This window comes from Spirabiliibacterium pneumoniae (assembly GCF_014884995.1).
GTDB classification, from domain to species: domain Bacteria; phylum Pseudomonadota; class Gammaproteobacteria; order Enterobacterales; family Pasteurellaceae; genus Spirabiliibacterium; species Spirabiliibacterium pneumoniae.
The window spans coordinates 46,030-64,670 of sequence record NZ_JABMII010000004.1; the positions used below are offsets into that span (position 1 = coordinate 46,030).

Consider the following 18,641-nt stretch of genomic DNA (forward strand, 5'->3'; position numbering starts at 1 on the left):
AAGGCTTATGAAAAATTGGCATATTTGGCTCGCCATCGGCGTGCTTTCTATCGCATTTGGTATTATCGCGGTAATCAATCCGTTTGCTGCCAGCATTGCCGTTGAGCAACTGATTGCCGGCATTTTTATTTTTATTGGCGCAATTCAAATCTATTCTGCGTGGAAAACCCAACGCTTTTCGTGGGTGATGCTCGCAGGTGTGGTTGGGTTGTTGCTTGGCCTAGTGATGCTCAACAACCCACTAGAGAGCTTAATTTCTCTTACAGTGATGATTTCAATTCTGTTATTGCTGCTAGGTGTGGCGAAACTGCTGGCCTCGTGGCGGCTACGCCAAACGCCATTTTTCGGCTTTGTGATGTTTTCAGGGCTGCTCTCGCTTTTGATTTCACTAGTGATTTTTGCCAACCTCGCCACCGCTGCGGCAACCTTGCTCGGCTTGCTGCTGGCCATTGAGCTGATCTCCAACGGCATTTCTCTGCTCACCTATGCCGTGATCATCAAAAAGATGCAGTAACCAAAAAGTGCGGTTTGAACCGCACTTTGCATTTTCAATTGTCGTTTTTCTTTTTGAGTTTCGCCCACATTTTATCTTCCTGCCCGCGCCAAAGGCGTTGAACATTGTCGTGGTGACGATAGATTAACAAGCAGCACACCAACGCCACTGGGAACGTAAATTCGGGCTTAAAAAAGTAAACATAAAATGGCACAACAAGGGCGGTGACAATCGCACTGAGGGAAGAATAGCCACTGAGAATAAACACCACAAGCCATGTGCCTAACATCGAACCCGCGACCACCCAGCCAATCGGTGCAATCGCCCCAAACGCTGTTGCCACGCCTTTGCCGCCACGGAAACGGTAATAAAGCGGGAAAATGTGCCCCAAACACGCGCAAAGTGCCACCATGCCTAACTCAAACTGGCTCAATCCAAGGTAATACCCCGCCCACACGGGCAGCATTCCTTTGAGCATATCAAACACTAACACAACGAGCGCAGGGCCTTTTCCGCCGATGCGCAACACGTTGGTCGCGCCTGGGTTGTGTGAGCCTGATGTTCGCGGATCAGGCAATTTCAACAAACGGCAGACAATGATCGCACTGGAGATTGAGCCGACGAGATAGGCGAAAAGCATATAGGCAAGGGCAAATAAGCTCATGATGTTCGTTCCTAATTAAAGAATTAGGTACATTATACCTAATTTTAGTGGCATAATCTTAAAAAATGTTGATTAACGCAAAAATTGAGAGAGAAAATGAACGATCGTGTTGTCATTGAAGGCTTAACTGTGCTCGCACGCATTGGGGTTTATGACTGGGAGCAGGCCATTGAGCAACGTTTGGTGTTGGACGTGGAAATGGCGTGGGATTGCCAACGTGCCGCGCAAACGGACAATGTCCAATTCTGCCTAAACTATGCTGAAGTAAGCCAATTTATCACGGATTATATCCGTAAGCGTGCGTTCAAACTAATTGAGCGCCTAGCCTATGAGCTGTGTGATGAATTACAGGCGCAATTTTCCATTTCTGCGCTACGGATCAAGGTCAGCAAGCCAACAGCAGTGGCGAATGCGCAGAATGTGGCGGTGATTGTAAGCCGTGGGCAATTATAACAACTGCGTCAACGCAGAAATGTGAGAAATCACAACCGTTGGCAAAATCCGCGCTTCAGGTGTGTGCAAAATATCACCTGAAGTGTGGCACAGCCACGCCGCTTGGCAACCTGCGTTGATCGCGCCTGCCACATCCGTTGTGAGGCTGTCGCCCACATGCAAAATCTCACTTGGCTGAACATGAAAATGCGCAGCCGTTTGCCAAAATAAATCGGCATGGGGCTTTGCTCGCCCATGCTGCCCACCCCGAAGATATAAACAAAAGTGCGGTAGATTAATGTGATGCGGCACCAAATTGCCGTTACTGATGGCCGCTAGCGGAAAGCGCTTCGCTAATTGGTCAAGCGCTTGGACAGTCTGTTTATCCGCAGCCACTTTATGTCGCCACACCACAAACTCCGCCATACAATCCACGATGATCTGTTGTGCTTGTACACCACTGATGCCATGATGATTGAGCAATGAGCGCATTGCCACCACGCGCCATTGCACCACATCTTCACACAATTGCGCATCACGCTGGCTGACCAGCTGTTTCCAGCTCGCCCAATAGTCTGCATCGAGCTGTGAAAGCGCACTTTTTTCGGACAACATAGCTAAAAAAGCCCGCTCTGCCGCCGCAATCACGGGGCCATTATCATAAAGGGTATCGTCTAAATCAAAACTTATCACCTTAATTGGCGTCAAAGTGCGGTAAAAATACATTTCTCCCCCTTGTAGCGTTTCGTTAAGCCTACCACATCTTGCGCGCGCAATAAAAGCCTCTTATTTGATATTGATTATCAATTAGCTTCGGCGTAGGATAGGCTTAACCTAAGGGGGAAAATATGGCCACTGATTACCCATTTCTTGCCGATCCTATTTCTGAAACACTGCTTATTCCGCTGTACATGCGCGCGCAGCAAACCCTCGTCACCAACCCACTCATTCAAGATGAAAGTGCGGTCAAGTTGGTACAAACCATTGATTACGATTTCAGCCAGTTTAACAATAAGCCGAAAAGTGCGGTTGGCACCGCGTTGCGCGCGGCATTTTTCGACCAGCAATGTCGTGAATTTATTATTGCCCACAGTCAGCCAATTATCGTCAACGTTGGCTGTGGCTTAGATGACAGGTATGCACGGCTTGGCGCCCTTGCACAAAACGCACTTTTCTACGAATTGGATATGCCTAATGTGATAGACATTCGCCAGCAACTGCTGCCCACACACCACAATCAACACCTGATCGCCTGCTCAATGTTTGACACGCCTTGGTTGGATAAACTGGCCAGCGAACACCCTAACGCCCATTTTTTATTTGTGATTGAAGGGGTGCTGATGTATTTTGACGAGCAACACAACCGCCAATTTTTCAGCCAAGTGGCTGAACGCATTCAACACGCTGAATTTTTATTCGATATGGCAGGTGCCTTTATGGCTCACAACACACAAAGGCATGATGTGGTCAGCCAAATGCAAGCCACGTTCAAATTCGGCAGCGACGATGAAAAAGTCGCCGAGCGCTGGCACCCTCGCCTTGAACACTTACATACCACCTTATTCCACCAGCTCAAAGGCTATCACCGCATGGGCTGGTTCATCGCACTGATGATGCGCTTTGTGCCCAAATTTAAACGCGTTATGCTCTTGCAGCACTACAAACTCAAACGCGTCACATAAAAAAGTGCGGTCTAACCGCACTTTTACTGTTATTGAATGCCTTTGTGGCGCAAGAGCGCGTCGAGTTTTGGCTCACGCCCTCGAAAGCGTTTGAAAAGCGTCATAGGCTCTTCGCTGCCGCCGCGGCTTAAGATGTTATCCAAAAACGCTTTGCCCGTTTCAGGGTTGAAGATGCCTTGCTCTTCAAACAACGAGAACGCGTCGGCGGAGAGCACTTCCGCCCAGAGATAGCTGTAATACCCTGCCGAATAGCCTCCAGCAAAAATATGGCTAAAGGCATGGGCTGGGCGTGTCCAATCCAGCGGTTTGAACACCGACACTTGATCGCGCACCGCACTTAACGTTTGTTGCACTTGCGCGCCTTTGTTTGGGTCAAAACGGTAGTGCAACGTGAAATCAAACAAGCCAAACTCAAGCTGACGCAGCACAAACATCGCCGCTTGGTAGTTTTTTGCTTTGAGCAGTTGTGTGAGTTTTTCCGCTGGCAGCGGCTCACCTGTTTCGTAATGGCCTGAGATAAAATCCAGCGCCTCTTTTTCCCAGCACCAGTTTTCCATAAATTGGCTTGGCAATTCCACTGCATCCCACGGCACGCCGTTAATGCCCGACACGCCACTGACATCAATAAGCGTGAGCATATGGTGCAGCCCATGCCCAAATTCGTGGAACAGCGTGGTCACTTCATCGTGGGTGAACAGCGCTGGCTTGTCGCCAATCGGTTTATTGAAATTGCATACTAAATACGCCACGGGCTTTTGTAAGTGTTCACCCACGCGCTTGCGCCCAATGCAGTCATCCATCCATGCGCCGCCACGTTTGTGAGTGCGGGCGTATAAATCAAGGTAAAAGCTGCCACGCAGCTCGCCACTGGCGTCCCAAATTTCGAAAAACCGCACTTTATCATCCCACACATCCACATCAAAACGTTCTTTCACGCGGATGCCATAAATGCGCTTGACCACTTCAAACAAGCCGTTTAACACGCGCTCTTCGGGGAAGTATGGGCGCAATTCTTCGTCGTTAATAGCAAACAAATGTTGCTTTTGTTTTTCGCTGTAAAATGCCACGTCCCACGGCATCAGTTCACTAACATTAAAGTGCGCTTGGCAAAATTGCTCAAGCTCAGTGCGCTCTTTTTCGCCCTGCGGCTTAGCGCGTGTGGCAAGATCGTTTAAAAAGTCCATCACCTGATCAGGGCTTTCAGCCATTTTGGTGGCGAGAGAATAGTCTGCATAGGTGTCAAAGCCGAGCAATTGCGCCAATTCATAACGCAGCTGCATAATCTCTTCAATAATCGCGCTGTTGTCCCACTTGCCTGCATTCGGGCCTTGATCGGAGGCGCGGGTGGTGTAAGCACGATAGAGCGTTTCACGCAAAGTGCGGTTTTCGCAATAGGTCATCACAGGCAGATAACTTGGAATTTCAAGGGTGAACCGCCAGCCGTCTTTCTCGACTGATTTTGCCGCCTCGCGCGCTGCTTGCAAAGCCGATTCTGGCAAGCCTTCAAGTTCATTTTTATCCGTAATGAGAATATCCCAGCCCATCGTGGCATCAAGCACATTATTGCTAAATTGCGAGCTCAGCGCCGACAAGCGCGCAACAATTTCGCCATAGCGTTGCTGTTTGTCTTTTTCAAGCCCAATGCCCGAAAGGGTAAAATCAAGCAAAATATCATCAATGGCTTTTTGCGCAGCGATGTCAAGCTTGGCGTATTCCTCGCTCTCTTTGAGTGATTTATAGGCTTGATAAAGCCCTTGATGTTGCCCCGCCCAGGTGCTGTATTCAGACAACAGCGGCAAGCATTCTTGGTAGGCTTGGCGCAGCTCAGGGCTATTTTTCACGGCATTCAGGTGACTCACTGGCGACCACGCGCGCCCAAGGCGATCACTGACCTCGCTTAACGGCTGATAAAGATTTTCAAAGGTAAAGTGCGGTTGCTTGAGCACGCGTTCAACAGTGTCGCGACAATCTTGAATGCAGTGTTTAATGGCTGGCACCACGTGTTCAGGTTTGATTTGGGAAAATGGCGGCAAGCCGCCGAATTGCAATAATGGGTTTGACATAATTTATCCTTTTTTGAGTTATGCCTATTAGATTAGGCGAAACGGGCAGAAATTCAAGGGCTGATGGATTTTTCATATCAAAAAAAGACAAAAGTGCGGTACACTTACGGCTGAATTGGAATAAGGACGAAGTCATGTTAAGTTATCGCCACAGTTTTCACGCGGGCAACCACGCTGATGTGTTGAAGCACACGGTGCTGGTCGCCATTTTGCGCGCCTTACAACAAAAAGAGAAAGGCTTTTTTTATCTCGACACCCACGCGGGCGCAGGGCGTTATAGCCTGCAATCGAAAGAATCGGAAAAAACCGCAGAATATCTCGCGGGCGTTGCTCCGCTTTGGGACGCACCTGGTTTGCCTGCTGTGGTGGCGGATTATCTCAAACAAGTGAAAGCCACTAACGGTGACGGGCAGCTGCGTTATTACCCTGGCTCGCCGCTGATTGCGGCTAATTTACTGCGCAGTCAAGATAGCGCCTTGCTCTGCGAGCTGCATCCGAGCGACTTTCCCCTACTGCGGCGCGCCGTGCAGCCATTTACAAACATGAAATGCCTGCGTGGCGATGGCTATCAACAGCTCAAAGCGGCTCTGCCGCCGCCCACACGACGCGGCGTGATCTTAATGGATCCCTCTTATGAGCTAAAAAGCGATTATGAACAAGTTGTGACCGCACTTTGCGAGGGCTACAAACGCTTTGCCACAGGCACTTATGCTATTTGGTATCCTGTGGTGCTGCGCACGCATATCAAGCGCATGGTGCGCGCCCTTGCACAAACAGGGATTAAAAAAATCTTGCAAATTGAACTGGCTGTGCGCCCTGACTCCACCCAGCGCGGCATGACTGCCAGCGGCATGATTGTGGTCAATCCACCTTGGACGCTAGAGGCGCAAATGCGAGAAGCGCTGCCATTTTTAGCACAAACGTTGGTGAACGAAGGCACGGGCAGCTGGCAACTTGAATGGATCGTGGGGGAAAACTAAAAGTGCGGTCAGCAAAGTTTGTAACAATTAAAGCAATCATTAATTTCGAATGGTATTTGCGCCCAAATTTAGGCACAATAGACGAAATTTAAGCAAAGAAAGGATCTGTTATGACAAAACATTATGATTATATTGCTATCGGCGGTGGCAGCGGTGGCATCGCCTCGATCAATCGCGCGGCAAGCTACGGCAAAAAATGCGCCATTATTGAAGCCAAAGAACTCGGCGGCACCTGTGTGAACGTGGGCTGTGTGCCGAAAAAAGTGATGTGGTACGGCGCACAAATCGCCGAAGCAGTCAATCTTTATGCCCAAGACTACGGATTTGATTTGGTCAATAACGGCTTTAGTTTCAAAAAATTAGTCGAAAGCCGCCAAGCGTATATCGGCCGCATTCATCAATCCTATGAGCGCGTGCTCGGCAACAACGAGGTTGATGTGATCAAAGGCTTTGCCAAATTTGTCGATGACCGCACTTTGGAAGTCAATGGCGAAAAAATTACCGCCGATCATATTTTGATCGCAACTGGTGGGCGCCCATCCATGCCAAAAGTGGAAGGCGCGGAGCTGGGCATTGACTCTGACGGCGTGTTTGCGCTGCGCGAGTTGCCAAAACGCGTTGCTGTTGTTGGCGCAGGTTACATCGCAGTCGAATTGGCTGGCGTGTTGCACAATTTAGGCGTGGACACCCATTTATTTGTGCGCAAACACGCGCCATTGCGCAGTTTTGACCCGTTAATCGTTGACACCTTGGTGGAAGTGATCGAAGCCGAAGGCCCAACCCTACACAAAAATTCCACCCCCAAAGCGTTGCGTAAAAATGACGATGGCAGTTTGACGTTGGAATTAGAAGGCGGTGAAAAACACACCGTGGATTGCGTGGTGTGGGCAATCGGCCGTGAGCCAGCAACGGATAATCTCAACCTTGAGGCGGCTGGCGTGAAAACCAATGCGCGTGGCTACATTGAAGTGGATAAATTCCAAAACACCAATGTGAAAGGCATTTACGCGGTGGGCGACAACACAGGCGCCATTGAGCTAACGCCTGTTGCTGTGGCAGCGGGTCGTCGGTTGTCGGAGCGTTTATTTAACAATAAGCCAAACGAGCATTTGGACTACAACCTTGTGCCAACCGTGGTATTCAGCCACCCGCCAATCGGCACCGTGGGTTTAACCGAGCCACAAGCCAAAGCACAGTATGGCGAAGACAATGTGAAAGTTTATACCTCATCATTCACGGCGATGTACACTGCGGTAACCCAACACCGTCAACCGTGCCGCATGAAATTAGTGTGCGCAGGCCCTGATGAAAAAATCGTCGGCTTGCACGGCATTGGCTTTGGCGTTGATGAAATGATTCAAGGCTTTGCTGTGGCAATCAAAATGGGCGCAACCAAAGCTGACTTCGACAACACGGTTGCTATTCACCCAACAGGTTCGGAAGAATTTGTCACCATGCGTTAATGCGTTAAAAAATAAAAGTGCGGTCTAACCGCACTTTTTTATTTCTCTGCCTGTAGCCACTGAGCCACCCTTTTAGCGTAATAGGTTAAAATCCCATCGGCGCCAGCACGCTTAAAGCACAGTAATGATTCCAAAATGCTCTCTTTTTCGCTTAGCCAGCCGTTGTCAATCGCTGCTTGCAGCATGGCATATTCACCTGAAACTTGATAAGCGAATGTCGGCACGCCAAATTGTTGCTTAACGCGATAAACCAAATCTAAATAAGGCAACCCAGGTTTAACCATCACCATATCAGCCCCTTCTTGCAAATCAAGCGCCACTTCACGCAACCCTTCATCGCTATTGGCAGGGTCAAGCTGATACGTTTTTTTATTACCGCCTTTTAAGTTACCACTAGAACCAACCGCATCACGAAACGGCCCATAAAAACACGACGCATATTTAGCTGAATAGGCCATAATTTGTGTATTCACAAAACCATTTGCCTCAAGTGCGGTGCGAATTTCACCAATACGTCCGTCCATCATGTCGCTCGGTGCCACAATATCTGCTCCCGCCTTAGCGTGCGAAAGGGCTTGTTTAACCAAAATTTCGGTGGTGATGTCATTGACCACATAGCCGTCGTCGTCAATAATGCCATCTTGCCCGTGAGTGGTGTAAGGATCGAGCGCCACATCGGTCAACACGCCCAACGTTGGGCAGCTCTCTTTCAACGCTTTCACCGCGCGTTGCACCAGCCCTTGTGGATTATAAGCCTCTTGCGCCATCAGCGATTTTTTATCTTGCTCAATTACAGGAAACAGCGAAATCACAGGTACACCCAGCGCGACTAGCTCTTGCGCCTCAATCAGCAGCTGGTCAAGTGTTAAGCGCTCGACACCTGGCATCGACGGCACCGCTTGGCGCGCGTTCTCCCCTTCCATAATAAACACAGGGTAAATTAAATCATTCACGCTAAGTTGGTTTTCAGCAACTAAACGACGGCTAAAATCATGCCGACGCAAACGGCGCATTCTCCCTTGCGGAAAGGGCGCAAAAGGCATTTGAATATTCATAATCGTTCCTTAAACAATCAAGACGCCTTTTTGGCGCCTTGTTAACATCAAAGTGCGGTTAGTCTTCTTCGCGCGGTTGATAAAAACGCGAACAGTAAACCCCAACTTCAAAGAGTAAAAACATCGGCAACGCCAGCAAGGTTTGCGAGAAAATGTCTGGCGGTGTCAGCAACATGCCAATCACAAAAGCTGCCACTAAAATATATGGGCGTTTTTTGCGTAAATCTTCGGCGGTGGTGATGCCCGTCCAGCATAGCAAAATAATTGCAACTGGCACTTCAAAGCAAATGCCAAAGGCGAGGAAAATAGTCAGCACAAAATCAAGATAGCTGCTGATGTCGGTGGCAATAGTCACGCCTTCGGGGGCGGTGTGGGTCATAAAACCAAACACCAACGGGAACACCACATAATAGGCAAACGCCACCCCCACATAAAATAATAGCGTGCTGGAAAATAACAGCGGATAAACTAGCCGCTTTTCATGCTGATAAAGTGCGGGTGCTACAAACGCCCAGATTTGATATAAAATAAATGGCACCGAGATGAACACGGACACAATCGCGGTGAGTTTCAGTGGCGTGAAAAACGGCGCGGCAACGCCTGTTGCGATCATGCTTGCCCCTTGTGGCATTTGATTTATCAGTGGCAATGCCACAAGGCGATAAATATCATTAGAAAAAAATACCAAGCAGGCAAACACCAGCAACACGCACACGATCGCGCGCAGCAGGCGGTTGCGTAATTCAACCAAGTGGCTAATAAGAGGTTGAGCGTCTTCAACAGATGACATAACAGCTACTCTTTCGCTGGGGTGGTAGGTTTCGGTTCAGGCGGTGGCGCATTGAGCTCATCGGACTCGGCAGGAATATCCATACCATGATAATGCCATGGAACGTTACCCTCACCTTGACTATCCTCTTCAATCTGTGCCTGCTCACTGTCAGCCTCAACGGCTTCGGCGTGGTCGTCGTGCGCTACTCGCTCGGATTCTTCCACACTTTTCACGCGGTCATTAATAGCGTTATTAATCGAATTTTGTTCCTTTTGCAACTGTTGTTGCATGGTATGCGCAGAGGCTTTCAAGTCTTCGATATTTTGAGCCAAATCTGGCGACAGTTCGCTTAAATTCAATTGCTCGGCTTTTTTGATGCTTTCTTGCAGTTCATGCAATTTTAACTCTTGACTGAGTTCATTTTGCACATTCGCCGCTAAGCCGCGCACCGTGCGAATCCAGCTCACCACCGTACGGATCGCCACAGGCAAACGTTGCGGGCCAAGCACAACCAAGCCCACAACAAAAATCAATAAAAGCTCAGAAAAGCCAATATCAAACACAATTTATGCCTGTTCGTTGTCTTTTTGTTTGACGCTTTCAGCACTATTTTGTGTTGGGTTGCTTTCAATGCTTGATTTGAATTGCGCATCTTGTTTGTCGTCGTCTTTCATTGCTTTTTTAAAACCCTTGACCGACTCACCCAAATCAGAGCCTAAATTTTTCAGTTTTTTCGTGCCAAATAACAAAACAATAATCAACACGATAATGGCAAGTTGCCAAATACTAATACCACCCATAAAAACCTCTTGTTTAGTTAAACGTGCCCTTAAGCACTATTCGTAAATAAGCCTGCTAGGTTTATAACCTATCACGCCACAGTAGTCAATTGACAATCAACGCAAACGCTATTTTTTGTATAATCCATAGCCCCAGATCAAAAATGATAACACGATCAAAACCGCACTTAGGCTTTGAGGCAAGTATGAAAATTGCCACAAGGTGGCGACAAACACCACCGCCCCTGCGCCGAAATAAAAAGTGCGGTTTTTCTGCGTGCGACGGTTATCTGCCAAATTTTGATTGAGCAATGCCAGCTGCTTTCCGATGGCTTTTTGTTGCAACAAGGCATTGTAAAGCGCTTCAGGAAATTCAGCAAAATGCTCGCGGAAATAGGGCATTTTGTCTTTCAGATTACGATAAACTGACTTAAAGCCCACTTGATCATCGATCCAATCTTGCAAAAAAGGCTTAGCCGTTTGCCACAAATCCAGCTGTGGATAAATCTGCCGTCCTAATCCCTCAATATACAGCAATGTTTTTTGCAACAACACCAATTGTGGCTGCACTTCCATGTTAAAACGGCGGGCGGTGTTAAATAAATTAAGCAACACATGCCCAAATGAAATCTCACTTAGCGGCTTGGCAAAAATCGGATCACAAACCGTGCGAATCGCTTGCTCAAACTCTTGCACATTCGTATCTTCTGGCACCCAGCCAGAATCCACGTGCAGCTCCGCCACGCGGTGATAATCACGGTTGAAAAACGCCAAAAAGTTCTCCGCCAAATAGCGTTTATCTTCACGGTTAAGCGAGCCAACAATGCCGCAGTCGATCCCAATATATTGCGGATCGTCTAAGTGTTCTGGATTGACAAAAATATTGCCTGGGTGCATATCGGCATGGAAAAAGCTATCGCGGAACACCTGCGTGAAAAACACCTGCACGCCACGTTCTGCCAATAATTTCATATTGGTACCGCGCGCGTGCAACGTATCAATATCAGACACAGGAATGCCGTAAATACGCTCCATCACAATCACATTTTTGTGACAATAATCGCTGTACATTTTGGGCACATACAGCATCGGGCTGTCTTCAAAATTGCGCCTAAGTTGGATCGCATTAGCCATCTCTCGGCGTAAATCCAACTCATCGAAGAGTGTTTTTTCATATTCCTGCACCACTTCCACTGGGCGCAACCGCCTACCTTCACTGGACAGTCGCGGGATCCACGCCGCCAAGCGATACATCAACTTCACATCTGAGCGAATCGATTGCTCAATATTCGGACGGATCACTTTCAACACCACTTCTTCGCCCGCAAAAGGTGTGTTGTCATTAAAACGGGCGGTGTGAACCTGCGCAATGGAGGCAGAAGCCAGTGCGGTTTCATCAAACTCGCAAAACCACGTCTCCAGTGGCGCACCGAGTGCGCGTTCAATTTCTTGGCGTGCTAAAGCGCCTGAAAACGGCTCAACTTGATCTTGCAATAGTGCTAACTCGTTAGCGATGTCAGGTGGGAAAAGATCGCGCCGCGTGGAAAGCATTTGTCCTAATTTGATCCACACAGGGCCAAGGGTTTGCAACGCTAGACGCAAACGCATGCCATAAGGCGCGTTCGGGTGGCGATTCTTGATCCAAAATAGGCTTTTGCGCGCCCAACGCAATGGGCGCGTGTAACGGTTTTCAGGTAAATGTTCATCTAGCCCATAGCGCAAAAGCACATGAATAATATGATAAAAACGGGACTTGCCCCACATCAGCGTAGCTCCTTGAGTTGTTCGCTTAGCTGCGCAATTTTGCCCGCCAATCGCTGCTCGTCTTGCGCAAGTGCGCGTACCTCGGCGGCGAAACTGCTCATCGCAGTGGCTGGCATCGCCACTTGCCACTCTTCACTTAAGCGCTCACCCCAATGTTGTTGAGCAACCGCACTTTGTTGTTTGAAAAACTCCAATGTTTGAGAAACCAAGCGCATGCCTTTGTGCGCCAATACATCACCTACATAAGGAGAAACCAGTTCAGCAGGATCTCGCTCTAGAGCGTTAAAAAGTGCGGTGAAATCTTGCAGCACTTGCAAATCCCCGTGTAGTACAATACGTTTGTCGTTGATCAGCTCACTAAGTTGTGCTTTTTTCGGTGGCGGAAAGAGCACCGAGGGGCGGGTAATGATATGGCAATTCACCTCGCCATCATAGCAATTGAGTACATCAATTCGAGTTTGACTGAACACAAAATAGTGTTGAATGTGTGGCGATTCAAGCTCAACACATAACACCTTATCATACAGCCGTTGTAAGTACTGCTGCACATTGACACTTCGCTTAATTAATTGATTTAACAGTGTTTCTAACACAGCGCTGCCCAATTGGGGTAACATCAGCTGCTCAATGGGAGAAAATGCCACCTGCCCTCCTAAAACTTAAAGCCACGATGCACTGCCACGATGCCAGCGGTCAAATTGAAATATTCCACCTGTTCAAAGCCAGCTTGCACCATCATCCCTTTTAAGGTGTTTTGATCGGGGTGCATGCGAATGGATTCCGCCAAGTAACGGTAACTTTCGCCATCTTTCACCACCACTTCGCCGATTTTTGGCAAGATGTTGAAAGAGTAGAAATTATACAATTTACTTAACGGATCGAGCACGGGTTTTGAAAACTCTAACACCAAAAGCCGCCCACCAGGCTTAAGCACGCGGAACATCGACTCAAGTGCCTTTTGCTTATCGGTCACATTGCGCAGCCCAAAGCTGATGATAATGCAATCAAAGGTGTTGTCTGCAAACGGCAAACATTCTGCATTAGCTTGCACATAATCGACATTGCCCACCACGCCAAGATTGCGCAACTTCTCACGCCCCACTTTGAGCATGGAATCATTAATATCCGCCAGCACCACTTGCCCTTGAGTACCCACCATGCGAGAAAATTTTGCGGTGAAATCGCCTGTTCCACCAGCTAAATCAAGCACCTTTTGCCCTTTTCTCACTCCTGAGCAATCAATCGTAAAGCGCTTCCACACACGATGAATGCCAAAAGAAAGCAAATCATTCATCAGGTCATATTTATCGGCCACCGAGTGAAACACATTCGCCACCAAGGCTTGCTTTTCCTCTTTTGCAACGGTTTTAAAGCCAAAATGGGTAGTACTTTCACTCTCTTGGGGCAAATTTACTTGTTCGTTCATCATGTTTATCCAATCAAAGTGCGGTCAACCGCACTTTAGTTTATTTACTTGGAATATTCGCCAACAGTGACTGCAATAGTGTCCAGTAGGTTTGCACAGCTGGGATATAGACTTTCTCATCAGGTGAGTGAGCATTGCGAATCGTTGGTCCAATAGACACCATATCAATATTAGGATACGGCTTTTTCATCAGCCCACATTCAAGGCCCGCATGAATCACCTTCACCTTCGGCTCATGACCTAAAATGCGCGTATAGTGCTCAATGGTCACTGGCAGAATCGGTGAATGTTCATCAGGCTCCCAGCCTGGGTAATTATGGCTAAATGCCACATCTGCATTGGCCAGCGTGGTAATCGACTCCAGTGTTGAACACACAGCCTGCTTACCGCTTTCATTGAGTGAGCGAATCAAAATCACAATGTGCAGTTGTGATTTTTCCACTTTCAGCACCCCCACGCTCAAAGACGTTTCCACCACATCATCAATCACATCGCTGTTGCGTATCACGCCATTTGGCAAGGCATTCAGAAGATTAATCACGGTATCTGTTTGTGCTTGACTAAACGCACTCGCTGGGCGTTCAATATCTTGCAAAAAGAGCGACAAATTCGGCTCAGAATGCGCAAGTTCATGTTTAAGCAGTTGCTCAAACTCTCTCACGCGTTGGCTGAGCACTCGCTCATCGCCATCAAACACCAGTACCGCACTAGCCTCGCGAGGAATCGCATTACGCACCGAACCACCATTAATATCGGCGAGCTGAAAATCAAAGTGCGGTTGCAATTCAGCCAACGTGCGAGCCAGTTGTTTAATCGCATTAGCGCGCCCTGTGTGAATATCGCCCCCCGAGTGCCCACCACGCAAACCTTTCAACACCAGCAATTTCGCCTGTTTACAGGGATTATCAACCGCACTTAGATCATAACGAATATCTGCATCTATGCCACCTGCGCAACCGACATAAATCTCACCTTCTTCTTCTGTGTCAGTGTTAATTAAAATTTCACTTTCCAGCCAATTCGGTTGCAATCCATGGGCACCTTCCATGCCAGACTCTTCTGTCATTGTCAGCAGCACTTCTAAATCAGGATGAGAAATATCATCGCTGGCAAGCACCGCTAATGTAGAAGCCAAGCCAATACCATTATCCGCGCCTAACGTCGTTCCCTGAGCCGTAACCCAATCCCCTTCTACCACAGGTTTAATACTGTCTTTTTCAAAATCATGATCCGTGCCATTATTTTTTTGTGGCACCATGTCAAGGTGGGCTTGCAGCGCCACTTTTTTGCGGTTTTCCATGCCTTTGGTCGCGCTTTTGCGCATCAAAATATTCCCCACGCTATCACGCTCAACCCAAATATTTTGCGATTTTGCCCAGTTCACAATAAACTCGGCTAATTTTTCCTCATGAAAAGAGGGGTGAGGGATATCACAAACTTGTTGAAACCACTGCCACAAGCGGCTAGGTTGAAGATCTGTCATTTTTTGCATTATATGCTCCTTTAGCAAAATTTGGCGTTAGCAAGCAAAAAAATGTGTTTAAATCACACAAACGTTGAGTTAATCATAGCACAAAATTTAATTTCAGGTTATCCTAACGCATTTTTAAAATCTAGAGTGATTAAACAATCATCGCCAATTTTTTACAGCTAACATAAAGGGTCGATTATGAGTGAAAAATATGTTGTAACCTGGGATATGTTCCAAATGCACGCACGCAAACTTGCTGAACGCCTGCTGCCTGCCTCCCAATGGAAAGGCATTATTGCGGTAAGCCGCGGTGGCTTATTTCCTGCTGCCGTATTGGCTCGTGAATTGGGACTGCGTCACATTGAAACCGCCTGCATTGCGAGCTATGAACACGATCAGCAAAGCGAAATCAAGGTGCTACACGCCGCGCAAGGAGATGGCGACGGCTTTATCGTGGTGGACGATCTCGTTGATACTGGCAACACTGCCCGCGCCCTGCGCGAAATGTATCCCAAAGCGCGCTTCGTGACCGTTTTCGCCAAACCCGCAGGCGCCGATCTCGTCGACGACTACGTTATTGATATTCCACAAAATACCTGGATCGAACAACCTTGGGATATGGGCATCACCTTCGTCCCACCACTGGCTAGAAAATAGGAAGTATAAAAAAACCGCACGTTAAAGTGCGGTTTTTATTATCAACAAATTAGTTATACCTTCAAATTGTGGTTTATTTCGGCGCTTTCTTGTTCGCCAAAGCGTTTGCACCAGAAGGCGGTGATGATTGGTACAACAATTGATGTTACCACAACGGATGTTGCTACAAGTGCGGTTGCAGCGGGTGCAACTGGGGCAAAAGCAGGCACCATACCAGCGATGATCACAGGGTTGGCAACCGCAGCACCCGCGGTGCTTGATGCCGCAAGCCCTGCGCCGCCGTTACCGCCAGCGATAAATTTGTCAGCCAAAATCAGTGGGATACCTGTGACCACAATGACGCCTAAGCCTAAGAACACACCAAGCAAGCCTGTGTCGAGCACAACAGCGAGATTGATGGTGTTACCTAGTGCATAGCCAAAAAATGGAATCATTAACATAGTGCCTTGACTAAAGAAGGCTTTACACTCTTTGTCGAGGTTACCCAATACAAAGCCGATGATAAATGGCAACACAGCACCCACGAATAAATGCGGTTCAAATTGTGCTACACCTGTTGTGCCTAAAATCATCATGGTAACCAATGGGCCAGATTCAATTGACATCAATACAAATGCGCCAGCTTCTTCTTTTGAGCCGTATTGCGCCATAAGGGAGGCATAAAGGCCGCCATTGGTCATATCCATCGCCGTTACGATAGCCAGTGTGGAAAGCCCAGCAAAAAAGCCCGTTTCGATCATGCCACCAGGAATCAGTTTCACACACAACATACCGACCACCCACGCAACTGCAATTTTGGTGACTAACAGTGTACCTGATTTACGAATAACGGTACCCGTGGCGCGCAAGTCGATGCTTGCCCCCATACAGAAGAACCACACAGATAAAATCGGCACTGTGCCATGAATTAATCCGTTAGTGAAAGAGCCAAAATATTTGCCCGCATCTGGTGCAAAAGTATTAGTCAATGCGCCTAATAAAAGTGGAATCAACATTAGCCCGCCTGGGAAACGTTGCACTGCTTGCATAATTTTCATGATAGTGTCCTCAAAAAATAATTAACGTAATTCGGTGATCTTGAGATTATCCATGTCATCAAAGGCTTTATTTTCTCCACCCATCGCCCAAATAAAGCTGTAATTAGCCGTGCCAGCACCACAGTGAATGCTCCAAGATGGACTAATGATCGCCTCTTCGTTTTGCATCACAATATGGCGTGTTTCGGTTGGCTGCCCCATGATGTGGAACACGGCATTGTCTTTTGGCACTTCAAAATAGAAATAAATTTCCATGCGGCGTTCATGAGTATGACATGGCATTGAGTTCCACACGCTGCCAGGTTTAAGTTGAGTCAATCCCATCGAAAGTTGGCAGGTTTCCAGCACATCTGGGTGAATAAATTGATTAATCACACGGTCATTAGCGGTTTCCATTGCTCCCATTGGGCGCTTGTTGGCGTTAGCCATTGGGATAAAGGTGGTTTTACACGGTTTATGCGCAGGAGCAGAAACCATATAGAATTTCGCAGGTTTATCGGCATTTTTGCTACTAAAAGTAACATTTTTTGTGCCCATAGTGATGTATAAACAATCGGTGTACGCCATTTCAAAAGTTTGATCATCGGCTTTAATCACACCTTCTCCGCCTACATTAAAAATCCCAATTTCACGGCGCTCTAAAAAGTAGTGTGTACCGAAAGTGTGCCAGATATCTAAACCTTTTTCTAACGAAACCTCTTCTTTCACAGGCATACATCCCACGGTCACCATGCGATCCACATGACTATATACTGTGGTTAATTCGTCTGCACGGAAAAGGTTCTGCACCAAAAATTCATTTCGCACTTCTTCAGTGGTGTAACGTTTGAAATCATTTGGGTTAACACTGTAACGAGTATCCATATTATTCTCCTATGGTTAAAGCGAGCTCAAAGTGAGCCGCGTTTGATCAATTTGCACTCAAGATACCGCTCAACGCGGCCATCTCGGCCGTGAATTTTTTCAAGTAAACACTGGGCACTGAGCTGCCCCATTGCAAAAGTCGGCTGCTCAAGCACTGTCATACCTAGCCCCGCCAACTCCATCCATGGCCAATTATCCACACCACACAGCCCAACATCTTGTGGTGCGCGTAAATTGTGCTGTTTCATAAACGCACCTATATGCTGCAACACCATGCCGTTAGCTGCCAAAAAGGCCATTCTCTCGCCCTTATGTGCCTCCACAAAGCCTAAGCACTGGGCATGCAACGATGCTTTATGACTAAACTCCAACACAACCGCACTTTTCCCATACCTAGCGTGATAGCCTACAAAAGCGTCACGCACAATGCGCCGCGTTTGGTTAGTGCCAATGGCTAGTGTTACTAGCGCAATGCGGGTGTAGCCTTTGCTTTGCGCCAAATCCAACATATCATTAAGCCCCTGCTTGAGATTAGAGCTAACAATGTCACACTCGGCTGCATGAAGCGGGCGATCAGCAAGCACGATTGGGGTTAAAGTGCGGTTGACCTGTGCGAGGTAATCCACATTTTCGCCCGTGGCGTTAACAATCAACCCTTCAACAGATTTGGCAATCATGGAGTCAATATAACGCCGCTCTTTTTCTGGGCTGTCAGCTGTGCTAGCCAAAATGGCCGTATAGCCATGACGCTCGCACTCATCGGCAATCCCGCTATATAAAATCGATGAGAAAGGGCTTTGAATATCAGACACCAACACACCAATCAAATGGCTTTTTTGCAGCCGTAAATTGCGCGCCATTTGATTGGGCTTGAAGCCTGCACGCGTTATCGCATCCGCAATCTTTTGCCTCGTTTGAGCCGACATACTGTCGTATTTGCCATTGAGATAACGTGAAATCGTGGTTTTGGAAAAGCCAGTTTGCATGGCAATATCCGCAATCGTGATTTTTCTCATCGCTCCTCCTGTGAAATCGATTT

General features: G+C 47.7%; 20 protein-coding genes. 6 read left to right on the plus strand and 14 right to left on the minus strand.

Annotation, left to right across the window (positions count from 1 at the left end; translation table 11 throughout):
* The first annotated feature begins 7 nt into the window (after positions 1-7).
* On the plus strand, positions 8-514 hold the full coding sequence (locus HPC38_RS02565) for a DUF308 domain-containing protein (RefSeq protein WP_208119724.1): 507 nt from the start codon (positions 8-10) through the stop codon (positions 512-514).
* 34 nt (positions 515-548) lie between these two features.
* Here HPC38_RS02565 and plsY read toward each other — a convergent pair whose 3' ends face one another.
* Entirely contained in the window at positions 549-1,157 is a 609-nt protein-coding gene (gene plsY / locus HPC38_RS02570; RefSeq protein WP_208119725.1) for a glycerol-3-phosphate 1-O-acyltransferase PlsY, read from the minus strand.
* Positions 1,158-1,253: 96 nt separating this feature from the next.
* Between plsY and folB the strand changes: the two genes are divergently transcribed.
* Complete coding sequence (gene folB / locus HPC38_RS02575) at positions 1,254-1,610, plus strand: dihydroneopterin aldolase (protein ID WP_208119726.1); 357 nt, start codon at positions 1,254-1,256, stop codon at positions 1,608-1,610.
* On the opposite strand, the gene HPC38_RS02580 is transcribed toward folB, so the two are convergent.
* Positions 1,605-2,315 carry an HAD family hydrolase gene (locus tag HPC38_RS02580; RefSeq protein WP_208119727.1) on the minus strand — a complete coding sequence of 237 codons (711 nt, stop codon included), beginning with the start codon at positions 2,313-2,315 and terminating at the stop codon, positions 1,605-1,607. The two genes, folB and HPC38_RS02580, sit on opposite strands and share 6 nt — an antisense overlap.
* Positions 2,316-2,437: 122 nt before the next feature.
* Between HPC38_RS02580 and HPC38_RS02585 the strand changes: the two genes are divergently transcribed.
* Positions 2,438-3,271, plus strand: coding sequence for a class I SAM-dependent methyltransferase (locus HPC38_RS02585; protein WP_208119728.1), 834 nt, complete (start codon positions 2,438-2,440; stop codon positions 3,269-3,271).
* A gap of 29 nt (positions 3,272-3,300) precedes the next feature.
* Here the strand turns inward: HPC38_RS02585 and prlC are convergent, their stop codons facing one another.
* Positions 3,301-5,334, minus strand: coding sequence for an oligopeptidase A (prlC, locus tag HPC38_RS02590; protein ID WP_208119729.1), 2,034 nt, complete (start codon positions 5,332-5,334; stop codon positions 3,301-3,303).
* A 134-nt stretch (positions 5,335-5,468) separates the two neighbouring features.
* On the opposite strand from prlC, the gene HPC38_RS02595 reads away from it, so the two are divergent.
* Both HPC38_RS02595 and gorA read left to right on the plus strand, forming a co-directional pair.
* Positions 5,469-6,314: a 23S rRNA (adenine(2030)-N(6))-methyltransferase RlmJ gene (locus HPC38_RS02595; protein WP_208119730.1), complete on the plus strand. Its 846-nt coding sequence runs from the start codon at positions 5,469-5,471 to the stop codon at positions 6,312-6,314.
* Between the two features lie 110 nt (positions 6,315-6,424).
* A complete protein-coding gene (gene gorA / locus HPC38_RS02600; RefSeq protein ID WP_208119731.1) occupies positions 6,425-7,777 on the plus strand; it encodes a glutathione-disulfide reductase in 1,353 nt (450 codons plus the stop codon).
* Positions 7,778-7,815: 38 nt separating this feature from the next.
* On the opposite strand, the gene hemB is transcribed toward gorA, so the two are convergent.
* The 8 genes from hemB to HPC38_RS02640 form a co-directional block, all read right to left on the minus strand.
* Positions 7,816-8,832 (minus strand): porphobilinogen synthase, encoded by a 1,017-nt coding sequence (hemB, locus tag HPC38_RS02605; RefSeq protein ID WP_408021837.1) that lies wholly within the window; start codon positions 8,830-8,832, stop codon positions 7,816-7,818.
* A gap of 58 nt (positions 8,833-8,890) precedes the next feature.
* Complete coding sequence (gene tatC / locus HPC38_RS02610) at positions 8,891-9,622, minus strand: twin-arginine translocase subunit TatC (protein WP_208119732.1); 732 nt, start codon at positions 9,620-9,622, stop codon at positions 8,891-8,893.
* Positions 9,623-9,627: 5 nt separating this feature from the next.
* A complete protein-coding gene (gene tatB / locus HPC38_RS02615; RefSeq protein ID WP_208119733.1) occupies positions 9,628-10,167 on the minus strand; it encodes a Sec-independent protein translocase protein TatB in 540 nt (179 codons plus the stop codon).
* Between the two features lie 3 nt (positions 10,168-10,170).
* Entirely contained in the window at positions 10,171-10,404 is a 234-nt protein-coding gene (gene tatA / locus HPC38_RS02620; protein WP_208119734.1) for a Sec-independent protein translocase subunit TatA, read from the minus strand.
* Between the two features lie 108 nt (positions 10,405-10,512).
* Positions 10,513-12,147: a ubiquinone biosynthesis regulatory protein kinase UbiB gene (ubiB, locus tag HPC38_RS02625; RefSeq protein ID WP_208119735.1), complete on the minus strand. Its 1,635-nt coding sequence runs from the start codon at positions 12,145-12,147 to the stop codon at positions 10,513-10,515.
* Positions 12,147-12,791, minus strand: coding sequence for a ubiquinone biosynthesis accessory factor UbiJ (locus tag HPC38_RS02630; RefSeq protein WP_208119736.1), 645 nt, complete (start codon positions 12,789-12,791; stop codon positions 12,147-12,149). Before HPC38_RS02630 ends, ubiB begins: the two co-directional genes overlap by 1 nt.
* 8 nt (positions 12,792-12,799) lie before the next feature.
* On the minus strand, positions 12,800-13,576 hold the full coding sequence (gene ubiE / locus HPC38_RS02635) for a bifunctional demethylmenaquinone methyltransferase/2-methoxy-6-polyprenyl-1,4-benzoquinol methylase UbiE (RefSeq protein ID WP_408021838.1): 777 nt from the start codon (positions 13,574-13,576) through the stop codon (positions 12,800-12,802).
* Between the two features lie 37 nt (positions 13,577-13,613).
* Positions 13,614-15,065 carry an aminoacyl-histidine dipeptidase gene (locus tag HPC38_RS02640; protein WP_208119737.1) on the minus strand — a complete coding sequence of 484 codons (1,452 nt, stop codon included), beginning with the start codon at positions 15,063-15,065 and terminating at the stop codon, positions 13,614-13,616.
* Positions 15,066-15,242: 177 nt separating this feature from the next.
* Here HPC38_RS02640 and gpt point away from each other — a divergent pair, with 177 nt between their 5' ends.
* The gene (gpt, locus tag HPC38_RS02645) at positions 15,243-15,701 is read left to right on the plus strand and encodes a xanthine phosphoribosyltransferase (protein WP_208119738.1); all 459 of its coding nucleotides are present in this window, start codon (positions 15,243-15,245) and stop codon (positions 15,699-15,701) included.
* 53 nt (positions 15,702-15,754) lie between these two features.
* Here gpt and kdgT read toward each other — a convergent pair whose 3' ends face one another.
* Genes kdgT through HPC38_RS02660 form a run of 3 tightly spaced genes read right to left on the minus strand, consistent with a single transcriptional unit; the run spans position 15,755 to position 18,618 of the window.
* Positions 15,755-16,738: a 2-keto-3-deoxygluconate transporter gene (kdgT, locus tag HPC38_RS02650; RefSeq protein ID WP_208119739.1), complete on the minus strand. Its 984-nt coding sequence runs from the start codon at positions 16,736-16,738 to the stop codon at positions 15,755-15,757.
* A gap of 21 nt (positions 16,739-16,759) precedes the next feature.
* A complete protein-coding gene (gene kduI, locus HPC38_RS02655) occupies positions 16,760-17,602 on the minus strand; it encodes a 5-dehydro-4-deoxy-D-glucuronate isomerase (protein ID WP_208119740.1) in 843 nt (280 codons plus the stop codon).
* A gap of 26 nt (positions 17,603-17,628) precedes the next feature.
* The gene (locus HPC38_RS02660) at positions 17,629-18,618 is read right to left on the minus strand and encodes a LacI family DNA-binding transcriptional regulator (protein WP_208119741.1); all 990 of its coding nucleotides are present in this window, start codon (positions 18,616-18,618) and stop codon (positions 17,629-17,631) included.
* Positions 18,619-18,641 lie beyond the last annotated feature (23 nt).